At 30.5% G+C, this 16,170-nt stretch carries 15 protein-coding genes and 1 tRNA gene; 7 read left to right on the top strand and 9 right to left on the bottom strand.

Translation table 11 applies throughout. From position 1 onward, the window contains the following. Positions 1-139: 139 nt before the first annotated feature. Positions 140-1,123 carry an SPFH domain-containing protein gene (locus J0383_RS11190; RefSeq protein WP_207298459.1) on the top strand — a complete coding sequence of 328 codons (984 nt, stop codon included), beginning with the start codon at positions 140-142 and terminating at the stop codon, positions 1,121-1,123. 21 nt (positions 1,124-1,144) lie between these two features. On the opposite strand, the gene J0383_RS11185 is transcribed toward J0383_RS11190, so the two are convergent. The 5 genes from J0383_RS11185 to J0383_RS11165 form a co-directional block, all read right to left on the bottom strand. Further along, positions 1,145-1,399 (bottom strand): DUF6327 family protein, encoded by a 255-nt coding sequence (locus J0383_RS11185; RefSeq protein ID WP_207298458.1) that lies wholly within the window; start codon positions 1,397-1,399, stop codon positions 1,145-1,147. Between the two features lie 5 nt (positions 1,400-1,404). Beyond that, positions 1,405-1,755, bottom strand: coding sequence for a competence protein (locus J0383_RS11180; protein WP_207298457.1), 351 nt, complete (start codon positions 1,753-1,755; stop codon positions 1,405-1,407). Positions 1,756-1,833: 78 nt separating this feature from the next. After that, complete coding sequence (locus tag J0383_RS11175) at positions 1,834-2,160, bottom strand: YtxH domain-containing protein (RefSeq protein ID WP_207298456.1); 327 nt, start codon at positions 2,158-2,160, stop codon at positions 1,834-1,836. Between the two features lie 92 nt (positions 2,161-2,252). Continuing rightward, positions 2,253-2,729, bottom strand: a complete 477-nt coding sequence (locus J0383_RS11170; RefSeq protein ID WP_207298455.1) for a hypothetical protein — start codon at positions 2,727-2,729, stop codon at positions 2,253-2,255. 849 nt (positions 2,730-3,578) lie between these two features. After that, positions 3,579-5,696, bottom strand: a complete 2,118-nt coding sequence (locus tag J0383_RS11165; RefSeq protein WP_207298454.1) for a glutamine--tRNA ligase/YqeY domain fusion protein — start codon at positions 5,694-5,696, stop codon at positions 3,579-3,581. A gap of 118 nt (positions 5,697-5,814) precedes the next feature. Between J0383_RS11165 and folB the strand changes: the two genes are divergently transcribed. Both folB and J0383_RS11155 read left to right on the top strand, forming a co-directional pair. Then, the gene (folB, locus tag J0383_RS11160; protein ID WP_207298453.1) at positions 5,815-6,174 is read left to right on the top strand and encodes a dihydroneopterin aldolase; all 360 of its coding nucleotides are present in this window, start codon (positions 5,815-5,817) and stop codon (positions 6,172-6,174) included. Positions 6,175-6,268: 94 nt separating this feature from the next. Continuing rightward, a tRNA-Cys gene (locus J0383_RS11155) sits at positions 6,269-6,339 on the top strand. 597 nt (positions 6,340-6,936) lie between these two features. On the opposite strand, the gene J0383_RS11150 is transcribed toward J0383_RS11155, so the two are convergent. The 3 genes from J0383_RS11150 to rnr are packed head-to-tail and all read right to left on the bottom strand — an operon-like array spanning position 6,937 to position 10,506. Next, on the bottom strand, positions 6,937-7,617 hold the full coding sequence (locus J0383_RS11150; RefSeq protein WP_207298452.1) for a LysE family translocator: 681 nt from the start codon (positions 7,615-7,617) through the stop codon (positions 6,937-6,939). Between the two features lie 12 nt (positions 7,618-7,629). Next, the gene (locus tag J0383_RS11145; RefSeq protein WP_207298451.1) at positions 7,630-8,298 is read right to left on the bottom strand and encodes a head GIN domain-containing protein; all 669 of its coding nucleotides are present in this window, start codon (positions 8,296-8,298) and stop codon (positions 7,630-7,632) included. A 24-nt stretch (positions 8,299-8,322) separates the two neighbouring features. Next, a complete protein-coding gene (rnr, locus tag J0383_RS11140) occupies positions 8,323-10,506 on the bottom strand; it encodes a ribonuclease R (protein ID WP_207298450.1) in 2,184 nt (727 codons plus the stop codon). A gap of 110 nt (positions 10,507-10,616) precedes the next feature. On the opposite strand from rnr, the gene J0383_RS11135 reads away from it, so the two are divergent. Together J0383_RS11135 and rpiB are read left to right on the top strand one after the other, a co-directional pair. Beyond that, positions 10,617-10,850, top strand: a complete 234-nt coding sequence (locus J0383_RS11135) for a putative signal transducing protein (RefSeq protein ID WP_207298449.1) — start codon at positions 10,617-10,619, stop codon at positions 10,848-10,850. Positions 10,851-11,675: 825 nt separating this feature from the next. Next, positions 11,676-12,107, top strand: a complete 432-nt coding sequence (gene rpiB / locus J0383_RS11130) for a ribose 5-phosphate isomerase B (protein WP_207298448.1) — start codon at positions 11,676-11,678, stop codon at positions 12,105-12,107. A gap of 149 nt (positions 12,108-12,256) precedes the next feature. On the opposite strand, the gene J0383_RS11125 is transcribed toward rpiB, so the two are convergent. Beyond that, positions 12,257-12,526 (bottom strand): DUF1294 domain-containing protein, encoded by a 270-nt coding sequence (locus tag J0383_RS11125; RefSeq protein WP_207298447.1) that lies wholly within the window; start codon positions 12,524-12,526, stop codon positions 12,257-12,259. 142 nt (positions 12,527-12,668) lie between these two features. Here J0383_RS11125 and J0383_RS11120 point away from each other — a divergent pair, with 142 nt between their 5' ends. Further along, on the top strand, positions 12,669-13,967 hold the full coding sequence (locus J0383_RS11120) for a Fic family protein (RefSeq protein ID WP_207298446.1): 1,299 nt from the start codon (positions 12,669-12,671) through the stop codon (positions 13,965-13,967). Between the two features lie 56 nt (positions 13,968-14,023). Further along, positions 14,024-16,147 carry a Tex family protein gene (locus tag J0383_RS11115; RefSeq protein ID WP_207298445.1) on the top strand — a complete coding sequence of 708 codons (2,124 nt, stop codon included), beginning with the start codon at positions 14,024-14,026 and terminating at the stop codon, positions 16,145-16,147. The last annotated feature ends 23 nt before the right edge of the window (positions 16,148-16,170 follow it).

Below are 16,170 nucleotides of genomic sequence, written 5' to 3'. Positions count from 1 at the left end.
CTTAATGCCTAATGGTAAAAAAAATGAAACGCTAAGAAACATCAACAAAATGTTCTTTGCGTTTTTTTAATATTTGATAATTTTAATTTAGAAGAATTTTCGTAATTTACCAAAATCATAAATATAAATTAAAACAACCATGGGTACAGCATTTATTATCTTATTAGTATTCGCATTTTTTATTTTCATGTCTTCATTTTTTACTGTAAAGCAACAATCTTCAGTAATTATCGAGCGATTTGGAAAATTTCAAAGTGTTAGAAATTCAGGACTACAATTAAAAATTCCAATTGTTGACAGAATTGCAGGACGTGTAAATCTTAAAATTCAACAACTTGATGTTATCATCGAAACCAAAACAAGAGACAACGTTTTTATAAAAATGAAAGTTTCTGTTCAGTTTAAAGTAATTCAGGAAAAAGTATATGAAGCTTTTTATAAATTAGAATATCCTCATGATCAGATCACTTCTTATGTATTTGATGTGGTTCGTGCCGAAGTTCCAAAACTAAAATTGGATGATGTTTTTGAAAGAAAAGATGACATCGCAGTTGCAGTAAAACGTGAATTGAACGAAGCAATGTCTACTTATGGATATGATATTATCAATACTTTGGTTACCGATATTGATCCGGACATTCAGGTAAAAAATGCAATGAACAGAATCAACGCTGCTGATAGAGAAAAAACTGCAGCAGAATTTGAAGCAGAAAGTTCAAGAATTAGAATTGTTGCAAAAGCAAAAGCTGAAGCAGAAAGTAAACGTTTACAAGGTCAAGGTATTGCAGATCAGCGTCGTGAAATTGCAAGAGGTCTTGTAGAAAGTGTTGAAGTTTTGAACAATGTTGGAATTAATTCTCAGGAAGCTTCTGCCCTAATTGTAGTTACGCAGCATTATGATACATTACAAGCCATTGGTGCCGATGCAAATTCTAACTTAATCTTACTTCCAAATTCTCCACAAGCCGGAAGTGATATGTTGAATAATATGGTAGCTTCTTTTTCAGCATCAAACCAGGTTGGTGAAATGATGAAAAAGCACAGTAAAAAAATAGAAAAACCAAAACCTATTCAGCCTCAATCTGGATATGAAGATGACATTCAACCAGATGTGCAGCAATAATGACAAAATAAAAAAAGAGGCTTAACTGCCTCTTTTTTTATTTATAAACCAATTGATTATAAAGGGAATAATTGATTGTAAAATTTCTGGATATGATTTCTTAACATAATCTGTATAAGATGAAACAAATCCATTAACTAAATTTTGTGGTGTAATGCTGTCTTTGGTTTTCTGAAAACTTAAAACCAATTTCTGATAATTGATCTCTTTTTCCAACTTCAGGATTTCTAAGTCTCTTTCAATTTCCGCATAAGATGAGTATTTTTTCTTCTCCATAATCCTTAATCATTAAAAAATATTTCTGAAAATTTCTCTAAAATTGGGCCTTCGACCATCTTATCTTTTATAAAGAAAAGTAAAATAGTAAATACTAAATAGATCCCTCCAACTGTTAAAAATCCAAGTGCATTACTTTCAAATAAAGAACCAAATGCATAAGCAGCTGCAAAAGATCCAAAAATCATTACCATACTAAAACATAATAAAATCAACGTAAACTTAAATATTAAAGTTGTTGACTTCATTGCTACTTTAAAACCCCATAATTTATAATAAGCTAAATGACTATCTATGTAGACTTTTGTTTGTTCCTGAATTTTTTCGGTGTTTTCTTTTAATTCTTCGAAAGCCATAATTGGAATTTAAAAAAATAAAAAAGCACAAAACTTCCTTATAAAAATAAGCAAGTAATGTGCTATTTATGATTATTATTATTTTTGAAGTTTAGCGTTTTGTGCTTTTAAATCAGCTAATTTAGATTCCAAAAAAGTGATCACTTCTTCTGTTTTGTAACTAACATTTGACAGTAATTCTGTTAATGTTCCATCAAGATTTTGAGTTGCACTTGTAAACTTTTCACGAAGAACTTCAGAACTAGCATCAAAAGAATCTTTTATATTATGTTTCGCATCATCAATACCTTCCTTAATTTTTGCTCGAGTTTTAGATCCTTTATCTGGAGCAAATAAAATTCCGATTGCCGCTCCCGCAGCTGCTGCAGCTAAAATGGCTGCTGCTGTATTTAAGTTCTTAGACATGATATTACAATTTTAAATTATTAATAAAGATACTCTTTTTTGAACTTATAAATTTCTGATTAATTGTTATTTACAAAAAATTAACAATCTAATTAATACACATAAGTTGTAGCTTCGTATTTACCATCTTTCTCAGCTATACTTACAAACGGCGAACCATTTGAAGCTGACTTACTTTTAATTCTCATAGCAGTTTGCTTTTGATTTGCAATTGGCGGTTCACCTTTTGTCCTCGTCAACACTCCTGTAAATGTTCCTGTTTGCTTCAATCCTATTGTCTTTTCTTGAGGTAAAACAGTTACCATTTTATAATCGTCTTTTGAATCAACTACTATTTTATCAGAAATTTTCTGAGTCTGCTTTGTTTGTTTATTTGTAATAGATGAAACAGCATGTTTACTGATTTTAACTTCTTCTGAACTTCCATTCAATGAATAGTAAATTAAACCATTTTCATTTTTAATGAAATTAACATCAAGTTGTTCACCATTATGTTTTGTAATTTGATGTGTTTGTGATATTGCAACATTTGCAAATAATAGCGCTAGCGTAAAATATAAAATTTTCATGATTATTAGATTTAAATTAAAAATTGTCAGACTAGAAATTTAAAAACTAAACTTTCACACAAATTCAACATTATGGAATTTTATACATTATGATGCAAATTGAAAAATACCTTTTACGCGAAATATTATCAAAATTACATCATAATAAAAATGAGAACATAAAATTGTCTTTTTGGGAAATCAATTTTGAAAATTTACTGTAATAAAAATTACGAGTTTTTAAAAACAATAAATTTCAGTTTAGATTCTTTAATGGCAAATTTTAATTTTTTACAAAAATCATCTCTGACTTTAGTATTGAGTTAAAAATAGCAGTTTTATAAACAATTGTGTGTTAACAAGCCGTTAAACTGACTAAAATAACAGCAAAAATTAAAATAAAGACCCTAAATAAACAATAATTCAAAAAACGAGTTATCTATTAAATCATTTAAAAAAGTGTCTTAAAATTAATTTATGAAGGTTAAAATTAATATATAAAAACTATTATTTTTAAATTTATAATCATTTTTATAAATAATAATTAAAAACTAAATTTTATAAAAAATAATAATCAAAAATTATGGATACAAAATCGAAATCAGAAACTTTAAAAATAAGAAAAAACTTTAATTTTAATTTTTTGACATGAAATTGAAGTTATAAAAATTAAAAAATCGAAATAAAGAGTTTTAAAGAATTAAAAACAAAAAAAGGTCTTCTCTACTCGACTATTTTTTATTTTATCTTAAAATTAATTTATGAAAGTCAATTTTAATCTATAAAAATTATAAAATTTAAATTATCGATAGTAAATCTATATAATAAAAAAAAGCGCTTATAAAGCGCTTTTCATAAATTTAGTTGATATTATTTCTTAACCATTTCAGAAAGAATTTCAATTTCTCTTTCCGAAGCATTTTTTGGTGGATTTGAATATAATTTCAAAATTTCATCATCAAATTGATTTCTCAAATTTTCACTTTCAATATCTCTTAAGTTCAAAAGTGCCTTTGATCTTACATAAGTCGATTCACTTTTTAAAGACATTGAATACAATTTTTTGATATCTTCTTCTTCAAAATCTGCAGATTTCCAATTTGAATACTTCAAAATAAACTGAGAAAACAACAGCGAAGCCTTATTATTGTTGATATTTTTCTTTAATGAATTCTGCAATAAAGAGAAACTTGAGATATTTTTGATGTTCTCCCCTATTGCACTTTCAATTGCAATACGATCAGCTTTTGTTTCAACTTTAAAATATTTGTTGATTTCTTTTAAAGAATTATTGATGCTGTTTTCTTCTTTTTTACCTTTTTCTTCCCAAGCATCTTTCAATCCAACCGTTTTGTTAAATACTAATTTTGAAGGAGTTGAGTCTTTATCAACAGTAAAATATCCTAAACGCTGGAACTGAAATTTATCTTCATTTTGAGCTGTTGATAAACTTGGTTCAACATATCCAGTAACGATTTCTAGAGAATTTGGATTCACAAAATCTAAGAAATTTTTTTCTTTATAACTGTCTGGAGCTTCATCTGTAAACAAACGATCGTATAAACGAACTTCTGCTTCCAAAGCATGTTTGATAGAAACCCAATGTAAGGTTCCAGATACTTTTCTTTGGCTTGCTTCTGTTCCGCTTCCGCTTAAAGAATCAGTATCATACGTTACATGTATTTCAGTAATATTGCCTTCACTATCTTTTATAACTGATTCTCCTTTAATAATATACGCATTTTTAAGACGTACTTCTTTTCCTAAAGTCAAACGGAAATATTTAGCTGGCGCTTCTTCCAAAAAGTCTTCTCTTTCAATGTATAATTCACGAGAAAAAGGCACTTTTCTGAAACCTGCATTTTCATCTTCTTGATTGTTTTCAGCTTCTAACCACTCCTCTTTTCCTTCTGGATAATTGGTAATTACCAATTTTACAGGATCTAAAACAGCCATTACACGAGGTGCAATTTTGTTCAAATCTTCACGAATACAAAACTCTAAAACCGAAACATTGATTAAATTATCACGTTTTGCAATACCTATTGTGTTAGCAAAATTACGCAATGAAGCAGCTGTATAACCACGTCTTCTCAATCCAGAAATAGTTGACATTCTAGGATCGTCCCAACCGTTAACATGCTTTTCCTTAACTAGTTGCTGTAATTTTCTTTTACTAACAACAGTATGTGATAAGTTACGTCTGGCAAATTCTCTTTGCTTTGGACGAAGCTTATTATCCTCAAAAATCTGATCTAAAAACCAATCGTATAATTCGCGGTGAGGCAAGAATTCAAGCGTACAAAATGAATGAGAAATCTGTTCCAAATAATCACTTTGTCCGTGTGCCCAATCGTACATTGGATATATTTTCCAAGCATCTCCAGTTCTATGGTGATGTTTGTGCAAAATTCTGTACATGATTGGATCACGCATTAACATGTTTGTTGATTTCATGTCAATTTTTGCACGAAGAATATGTGTACCAGCCTCAAATTCACCGTTTTTCATTCTTTCGAATAAATCAAGGTTTTCTTCAACTGAACGATTTCTGTACGGGCTGTCAGTTCCTGGAGTTGTTGGAGTTCCTTTTTGAATCGCCATTTCTTCAGAAGATTGACTATCAACATACGCTTTATCTTTTTTAATTAAGAAAACGGCCCAATCATATAATTGCTGGAAATAATCTGAAGCATAACATTCTTCTGCCCAAGTATATCCTAACCATTCTACATCTTTTTTAATAGCATCAACAAATTCCTGTTCTTCTTTTTCAGGGTTTGTATCATCAAAACGTAAATTCACAGGAGATTGATAATCAATTCCTAAACCAAAATTTAAAGCAATAGAACTAGCGTGCCCAATGTGTAAATAACCATTAGGTTCTGGTGGAAAACGAAAGCGAAGTTTAGTATTTGAAAGACCTGATTTTACGTCTTCCTCTATGATTTGTTCAATAAAATTGAGTGATTTCTCTTCTGATGCCATTATTTTATAGTAATTTTAGCAAAGATAAAAAAGTTTATAGTTTATAGTTTATGGTTTATGGTTTTCTTTGGAAACTTACTCTAAACTTGAAACTTAAAACTTGAAACTAAATTTTAAAATGGGAGTTATAAAACTTAAAAATATCCGTACTTTTTCTTACCACGGATGTTTAATTGAAGAAGGAAAAATTGGATCTGATTATACTGTTGATCTAAAAATTAAAACCAATTTACAGAAATCAGCCGAAACAGATCATCTTTTAGACACGGTAGATTACGTTCATTTGAACAAAATTGTAACCGAAGAAATGGCTATTCGTTCGCATTTATTAGAGCATGTAGCCAAAAGAATCAATATTCGCGTGCTGGCAGAGATAGAAACAGTAGAAAAAACAACAGTTTGGGTTTCTAAAATTAATCCTCCTATTGGTGGTGATGTTGAGTCAGTTACTATAAAAATGACAGAATTTAGAAAGTAATGGCCATAATTAAATCTGTATTTTTTTAAAATAGTTCATTTGAAACTTTTGAATTTTAAAGATTTTAGTTACTTTTGCCAACCGTTCAAGTAATGGCGTCGTGGCCGAGCGGCTAGGCTGGGCTCTGCAAAAGCTCCTACTCCGGTTCGAATCCGGACGATGCCTCAAAACCTTCAAAGCAATTTGAAGGTTTTTTTTATGTTTAATTTTTAGAAAAAATTAATTAAAAATATTGGTTCGAATCCAAACCATGCCTCAAACCTTCAAATTGCTTTGAAGGTTTTTTTATGGCTAATTTTTAGAAAAAATTAATTAAAAATATTGGTTCGAATCCAAACCATGCCTCAAAACCTTCAAATTGCTTTGAAGGTTTTTTTATGGCTAATTTTTAGAAAAAATTAATTAAAGATATTGGTTAGAATCCGCACAATACCTCAAACCTTCAAAGCAATTTGAAGTTTTTTTAATGTTTAATTTTTAGAAAAAATTAAACATTAAAAATATTGGTTAGAATCCAAACCATGCCTCAAAACCTTCAAAGCAATTTGAAAGTTTTTATGTTTAATTTTATAAGTAAACCCGACAGGTTTTAAAAACCTGTCGGGTTTGTTATTTTATCCACAATATTGTTAATACCCTTCGTCGAAATGACAAACTGAATCTGCAAATAGTCAACTTTGTCAAAGTTTTTAAACATCACTTATAAACATAAAAAAATCCTCTGAAAATCAGAGGATTTATATGATTTTGGTTATTTAACAACTATTTATTTTCTATTCTTTCGAAAGCGTTTTTAACCATTTCTTTTTCTTTTGGAAACCATCCTTGAGTTATTAACACTAATCCGAAAACCATTAAAACAATGCTGATTGCTTTTTTGATTTTTAGAATATTATTAGGTGTCATTTTTGATTTTAATTGTTTGGCTAATAGAATTTTAAAACAATCAACCAACAAATAAGCAATAATTACTGAAGTAAAAAAAGTAATCATTCTTGAATTCTGCATTTCTAATTTTGGTCCTACAGAAATAATTACTGCTAACCAAAAACCAAGAACTCCAATGTTGATAACGTTCAGTAGAAAGCCTTTTACAAATAAACTTCCGTAATTTCTTTTTATAATATCTCGATCAATTTCTTCTTCATTTATTTTTTCTTCTTTTCGTAATCTCACAAACGAAATGATTCCGTAAGCAAGCATTATAATACCGCCAAAAATAAACAATGCCGGCTTATCTTTTAAACTGGAAATCAATCTGTAACTTCCAAGATAAGCAATTGCAATGAAGAAAATATCACCTAAAACTACACCGCAGTCAAAAACTAATGCGGCTCTGAATCCTTTGGTAATACTGGTTTCTAATAGTATAAAAAATACCGGACCTACCATAAAGCTTAAAAAAAGTCCCCATGGCAGTCCAGCCAGAATATCATTTATCATCAAAATAGATTGTTATTTTACTTGTTCAATTTTTCCACCTAAAACTGTTTTCTGATTTATTTGTTTTGGATTTCCATAAATGTAAATAGAGCCTCCTGCGCTCACTTTTGCATCTACAAGGGTTGAAGCCTTCACATCGGCTTTTCCGCCCGCAGAAACGCTTACTTTCGTTTGAGACGTGGCTAATTTACTTCCTAGGAAATATCCTCCAGCTCCTAATCCTGCTTCAAGGTTATCTGCTTTACCTGTTGCGGTAATTTCTCCACCAGAAACAGAACTTACTTTCAGTTTATCAACGTTCAAATCTACATTAATTTTTCCACCTTCCTGTGCACTTACTTTAAAAGAAGTTGCTTTTATGGTTTCATTGCTGGTAACAGTAGCGCCTTCATTTACATCAATCAGCTCTAAATGTTTGTAATACAATGTTACATCAAGATCATTTCCTGAAAGAAGTTTTGGAAAAGGCATTCTTAATTTTAAAATACCATTTTTATTAACAGCTTCTAATTCTGCTTCTCTTGTTCCTTTAATAACAATTTTATTTTCAGATGACGGTACTAGTTTTACAGTTAACTTATCGTAAACTTTAACGGTATCAAAATCTCCTAATTGCTTAGTAACCTGACTAAAAGACATTTGTACAAATAAAATTGCTGCTCCTATAATTAGCTTTTTCATACTTTTATTTTTAAAAATTAATACTTATTCTGCTCTTCTTAAAAAATGAAAATCCAGTTGTTTTTTAACTAAATCGGCATTTTTTACTTTAACATAAATTTCGTCTCCTAATTGTAATAAACGGTTTGAAGTGGCTCCAACCAAAGCGTATTGTCTTTCGTCAAAAGTATAATAATCTTCTTTTATTTCTCTGATTCTCACCATTCCTTCGCATTTATTAGAAACGATTTCAACATAAATTCCCCATTCAGTAACACCAGAAATAACTCCAAGGAATTCTTCGTCTTGATGATCCTGCATGTATTTCACCTGCATGTATTTAATACTATCTCGCTCAGCATTTGTCGCTAAATTTTCCATATTTGAACAATGCAGACATTTGGTTTCGTAGGTTTCTTCATCTACAGAAGCTCCTCCATCTAGATAATATTGCAGCAAACGGTGTACCATAACGTCTGGATAACGACGGATTGGCGAAGTAAAATGACTGTAATAATCAAAAGCTAAACCGTAGTGACCAATATTATCTGTCGAATATTTGGCTTTACTCATACTTCTAATAGCAAGAGTATCAATAAGATTTTGTTCTTTTTTACCGTTTACTTCTTCCATTAAAGCATTGATTGATTTGGAAATATCACCTCTAGATCTGAAATCAATTTTATAACCAAACTTCGCAATTACCGTTTGCATCGCAATCAATTTGTCTTCATTTGGCTCATCGTGAATACGATACACAAAGGTTTTCTTTTGTTTTCCAATGTATTCAGCCACTTTTCTATTGGCTAAAAGCATGAATTCTTCAATCAAATGATTGGCATCTTTTGATACTTTGAAGTAAACACCTTCAGGTTCTCCTTGTTCATCCAGATTAAATTTTACTTCGACTTTATCAAAAGAAATGGCGCCTTGCTGCATTCTTTTCTTTCTTAAAATCTTCGCTAATTCATCTAGTTTTAAAGTAGCTTCCACTATTTCATCTGAAACAACATACGAATCTCCAGTAATTGAAATATCAACTGGAATGGTATTATTTCCTTTTGTTTCAATAATATGCTGTGCTTCCTCATAAGCAAAACGCTGATCTGAATAAATTACAGTTCTTCCAAACCATTGGTTAATAACTTGAGCTGTTGGAGAAACTTCAAATACTGCAGAGAAAGTATATTTCTCTTCATTTGGACGTAAGGAACACGCAAAATTAGATAACACTTCTGGAAGCATTGGCACTACTCTATCTACCAAATACACCGAAGTGGCTCTTTGATACGCTTCATCATCCAGAATAGTACCTTCTTCTAAGTAATAGGAAACATCGGCAATGTGAATTCCGATTTCGTAGTTTCCGTTCTCTAACTTTTTGAAAGACAAGGCATCATCAAAGTCTTTTGCATCTTTCGGGTCAATCGTAAACGTAAGCGTATCACGCATATCACGACGTTTTGCAATTTCAGATTCCTGAATTGAAGTATCTAGTTTTTGGGCAAACACCTCTACTTCTACCGGAAAATCTGCTGGTAAACCATATTCAGCTAAAATGGCATGAATCTCAGTATTATGTTCACCAGGTTTACCCAATACACGAATTACAGATCCAAACGGACTATCGGCTCTTTTTGGCCAGTCTTCAATCTTCACTAAAACTACATCTCCATTTTCTGCTTCACCAATTTTATCTTTTGGAATAAAAATATCGGTATACATTTTAGGATTGGCAGTCGAAACAAAGGCAAAGTTTGGCTGCATATCAATTACACCAACAAACTCTGTTTTATCTCTTTCGATAACTTCAATTACTTCACCTTCAGGTCTTTTTCCTTTTCTTCTGTTATAAACGTAAACTTTTACTTTGTCTTTATCTAATGCACGATTCAAATTATTGGTTGGAATAAAAACATCTTCTTCAAACTCATCACAAATAAAATATGCCGTTTTTCTACTCGTCATATCTATTGTTCCTTCGTAATAATCCTGACTTACTGCTTTAATTAAGTATTTTCCAGGTTCTGTTTCTATAATTTTCTTTTGAGCGGCAAGAATTTTTAAATCTTTTATAATTTGATTTCTGCTTTTTGTATCGTCTAATTCAAGCTTAGCTCCTATTTGTTTGTAATTGAAAGGTTTATTAGCATTTTGCGATAAAATCTTTAGTATTTTTCCAGAGAAATCCTTCTCTTTTTTTATCGGCTTTCTAATTTTCTTACTCATATATCTTTTCTTATAAGGTTTAAAATTACAAATAAGAAATCAGATTACAGATTTTAACAATTAGAATTATTAAAATTATAACTTTTCGTACATTTACAAAAAGACCTAAAATGGAAAGCTTTAAAACGATAGCCGTATTCAATTATCTGCACGAAACAGTGGTTCTCAAACACTTACTAGAACAAGAAGAAATCCCTTATTTTTTTGAAAACGAAATGACACTTTCAGTCGTTCCACTATATTCAACGGCGCTGGGCGGCATCAAACTCAAAGTTCATCCAAACGATTTCGAGCAAGTTCAAGAAATCCTCGACAATCTCAACAATCCTCTCAAAATCGTCTGAAACAGAAATCAATTTCAAAATTCAATTTCGAATTTGAATGGGTAAAATTCAATTCAAAATAAAATTTTTTCCTTTTCAACTTTTTTAGTTTTCAACATATATTAAATACAACAAAAAAGATTTTTAAAAATTTAAAAAAATTTGATGGTTATTATAGCTTGTTAATATGTCGAATAAATTTTTTTTTAAAGTCATTGAAATCTCGTTTTACTTATTTATTCTGAGTTATCAACATAGTTATTTTTAGTTAAATAATTAATTTATAAGACTTTTTGTATTTTAATTAACAACGGTTGACAACCAAAAATGAATTCATTTTGTAAATAAGTTGATATGTTCATAGTTGTTGAAAATGGTATTTTTGATATTGATAACTTTTCCAAAAATTCATGAAACTTTTCTTGCATATTTAATTTCGATTTTGGATTAAGTATTTTTCTGAAACAACCAAAAAAAACTTCTAATTTTCTTTTCGAACTTATTAACATTTTCTGTTAATTTAAAGTTAACTGAATATCAACGAATTACAAACTCGTATTAACACCATAAAATTTTAACAAATATTCTGCTTTTTATTTATTGATTTTGAGATAGTTATAGAGTTATGAAAATTGTTGATAACCTATAAGGTTTTGAAAGTAAGGGAGTTGTAATTAGTCACTAATTCAAGAATTTTTTAAAGACGTGAGGTATTAAAGTTATAGAATTTTAAGATTGTTGATTATTCGTGAATTCGTGGCTGAAATCTATATTTTCCTTTCTAAAAAGATTTACTTCCGTATTCTTTAATTAAATTTGCAGTACACAACTTAATAGTACATAAAAATGAAAATTTCGATAGGAAACGATCACGCAGGACCCGAATATAAAAAAGCAATTGTTGAAATGCTTAAAGCTAGAGGATATGAAGTAACTAACTACGGTACAGATACTGATGCATCTGTGGATTATCCAGATTTTGGACACCCAGTTGCTAATGATGTATCTGAAGGAAAAGCCGATTTTGGAATCGTAATCTGCGGAAGCGGAAACGGAATCGCAATGACTGTTAATAAGCACCCGAAAGTAAGAGCTGGTTTATGCTGGACTAAAGAAATCGCGTATTTAACACGTTTACATAATGATGCAAACATTGTAAGTATTCCTGCAAGATTTACTTCTATTCATCAAGCTGTTGAAATCGTTGAAACTTTCTTGGATACCGCTTTTGAAGGCGGAAGGCATCAAAACAGAGTGAATAAAATTGCTTGTTTGTAAAAAATCCAAAAATTCGGTGCTTCGCACCTATTCATAAACACACCGGGCCGATTTTTTAATTTGTCCGGTGTTTTATTTAAGTATTTATAATTCAGTTTTTTAATATACTATAAAATACCTTTTTGTTGAGTTATCAACAATGTTAATATCTATTTTTTATAGTTTAGAAAGGCAATTATAATCGCTGTTTGAATTGCTATAATCAATGCAAACTTCACAATAAAAGAAGTTTTACTCGTTTTATGTTTAAATAATAACATTGCTGTTAATAACCCTGGTGAACCACCAGTTAAGGCCATGAGAAACAAGGTTTTTTCGGGAATACGTCGGTTATTTTTTCGAGCCTGAGATTTGTCATAGCCAGCAATTATAAAAAGAACGATATTTATAAATAAAAAATACAGTAATAAAATTTCCATTCGCCAAAAAATAATGACAAAGATATTATTTTGGATTCAATGAATATTAGTAGAAATATTTAAGAAAATATTTAAATTAGTAAATAATGCGAGATTCTCGTAAAATCTCGCATTATTTACTAATTTAGCATAAAAAAGTTATATGTTAGAAAGTCCTCCTATATCGAAATATGACAATAACACTGTTAACTTACTTACTCAGCTGACATTATCAGGAGAGCTAAAGGAAATCAATGATGAATATTTATATTGGGATAAAATTAAATATAAAACAAAATCTGTTGAACCTGAACAATATTGGAATGCTATTAAATTATCAAGATCGTTAAATAAACAAAATATTTCGTTCGCAACCTATTCATTTAATTTTAATGTAACAGATTATATTCTTAGGCTTTTACACCATTTTGATTTACATATTGGAGGAAATTTAGGAAGTAATATTGGTATAACAGATACAGATAAAAACAAATTTCTAATAAGTTCGATAATGGAAGAAGCTATTTCAAGTAGTCAAATGGAAGGTGCAAATACTACTAGAAAGGCTGCTAAAGAAATGATTCAAAAAGAACGTAAACCAAAAAATAAGTCAGAACAAATGATTATGAATAATTATTTCACAATGAGATATATTGTTCAGCATAAAAATGATAGTTTGACACCAGAAAATCTTTTATACATTCATAAACTTATATCAAATAACACATTAGAAGATGTTGAAGATGAAGGAAGATTTAGAGAGAATAATGATATTTATGTAGTGAATTATTCTAATAGTGAAGTAATACATACACCACCAAAAAATGAAGAATTACAAAAATTAATTAATGATTTATGTTTGTTTTTTAATGAAGAGCAAAAAACGTTTATTCATCCAATTATTAAGGGAATTATAATTCATTTTATGATAGGTTGGATACATCCTTTTTCTGATGGTAATGGAAGAACAGCACGCGCATTATTTTATTGGTATATGCTTAAAAATGGTTATTGGCTTACTGAATATTTAACAATTTCAACAATTATAAAAGATACAAAAGTTCAATATGAAAAGGCTTTTTTATATTCAGAAATTGATCAAAATGATTTAACTTATTTTATTACCTATCATATAAAAACAATGGAGAAAGCATTTACAGCTTTGAAAGAATATATTGGTAGAAAACAAAATGAAGTAATCCAAGCAGCAAAATTTATAAAAATTCCAAATGTAAATGAACGTCAAGCACAAATTTTAAAAATTTTAAACGAAGATTCAGATAGAGTTTTGAGTAGTAAAGAAATGGAAAATAGATTTGGAATTTCAAATTTTACAGCTAGGACAGATTTGAATAATCTTGAAAATTTAGGTTTTTTAGAAAAAATACAGGTAAACAAAATAAAACACAATTTTATTAAATCTAAGCAATTTAATAAAATTTTAAAATCTTATAAATTATAAAATGCGAGATTCTCGTAAAATCTCGCATTTTTTACATCTTTTTTAAATAATAAAACATGACCAACATTCAATTCATTGCCAAGTCTGTTCAGGCGCCCGCAGTCAGTATTCAAAATACAGTAAAATTATTAGAGGAAGATTGTACGATTCCGTTTATTTCGCGTTACCGAAAAGATGCGACAGGAAATCTTGATGAAACTGTTATTGAGCTGATTGCGAAATTGCAGAAAGAATACGATACGCTTATAAAACGTAAAGAAGCAGTTTTAAAATCGATCGAGGAGCAAAAAGCACTTACGCCAGAATTGAAGAAAAAGATCGAAGACAGTTTTGATTTACAAGAAATTGAAGATTTCTACCTCCCGTATAAAAAGAAGAAAAAAACAAAAGCAGATGTAGCGCGCGAATTTGGTTTAGAGCCTTTAGCAAAACTAATTATATCTGAAAGTGATGTTGATATCGATTTTATTTCGACACAATACATTAATGAAAATGTTGTCAACGAAGAAGCCGCTATTCAAGGCGCAAGAGATATTGTAGCGGAATGGATTAATGAGAATATTTATGTTCGTAAACAGCTTCGTAGATTATTTCAGCGAAAAGCGACGATTGCTACCAAAGTGGTTAAAAAGAAAGCTGAAGAAGAAGGAGCACAGAAATTCAGTCAATATTTTGATTGGGAAGAGCCTTTGACAAAAGCACCAGCACACCGTTTGTTGGCAATGCTTCGTGCAGAAAATGAAGGTTTTATAAAAATGAAAATAGATGTTGATATCGACGATGCCTACGATGTTATTGACGAAATCATCATTAAAAAGCAAAACAATACAACAGCGCATTTACAGCTGGCAATTGAAGATAGTTATAAACGTTTGTTGAATCCAGCAATTGGAAATGAAACGCTGCAAGAAGCAAAAGCAAAGGCAGATGCGAATTCTATTCAGGTTTTTGCTAACAATTTAGGTCAGTTATTATTGGCGCCGCCGTTGGGAGAAAAACGTATTTTAGCAATCGATCCAGGATTTAGAAGCGGCTGTAAAGTAGTTTGTCTGGATGAAAAAGGCGATTTATTATACAACGAAACAATTTATCCGCATGCGCCTCAAAACGAGGAGACAATGGCGATAAAAAAAATTCGTTCGATGGTAAACGCGTATCAAATTGATGCAATTTCGATTGGAAACGGAACAGCTTCTCGTGAAACCGAATTTTTTATCAAAAAAATAGCGTTCGACAAACCAATTCAAGTATTTGTGGTTTCTGAAGCTGGAGCTTCGGTGTATTCGGCTTCAAAAATTGCAAGAGAAGAATTCCCTAATTATGATGTAACGGTTCGTGGTTCGGTTTCTATTGGAAGACGACTTTCAGATCCGTTGGCTGAATTGGTAAAAATCGATCCAAAAGCGATTGGAGTAGGGCAGTATCAGCATGATGTGGACCAAACGAAATTAAAAGAAGAATTAGATAATACGGTTATTCGCTGCGTAAACTCGGTTGGAATTAACATCAACACCGCAAGTAAGCACTTATTAAGCTATGTAAGCGGAATCGGGGAGAAGCTGGCGGAAAACATTGTACAATACCGTTCTGAAAACGGACCTTTTGAAGATAGAAAACAGCTGAAAAAAGTGCCTCGTTTAGGAGATAAAGCCTATCAGCAGGGAGCGGCGTTTATTAGAATTACAAATGCTAAAAATCCGCTGGATAATTCGGCGGTGCATCCAGAGGCTTATCCGGTTGTTGAAAAGATGGCGAAAGATTTGAATATTTCTTTAAATGACTTAATTGCTAATAAAGAGAAAACCGCGCTTATTAAGCCCGAAAAGTATGTAACACCTGAAATTGGTTTACTTACGCTAAAAGATATCATTAAAGAGCTTGAAAAGCCCGGATTAGATCCGAGAAAGTCGGCTAAGGTATTTGAATTTGATGCGAACGTAAAATCGATCAAAGATTTGAAAACCGGAATGATATTACCAGGAATTGTTAATAACATCACCAACTTTGGTTGTTTTGTTGACATCGGCATTAAAGAAAGTGGTTTAGTGCATATTTCTCAACTAAAATCAGGTTATGTAAGCGACGTAAACGAAGTTGTCAAATTGCACCAGCATGTTGATGTGAAAGTGACCGAGGTTGATGAGGATAGAAAAAGAATTCAGCTGACAATGATTTTGTAAAAAATTCCAATTTTATAAATTCC

Origin of the sequence: Flavobacterium endoglycinae (genome assembly GCF_017352115.1) — a bacterium.
Lineage (GTDB): Bacteria > Bacteroidota > Bacteroidia > Flavobacteriales > Flavobacteriaceae > Flavobacterium > Flavobacterium endoglycinae.
Note: the sequence above shows the minus strand (reverse complement) of the source record. Positions and strands in the feature narration are given on the sequence as shown.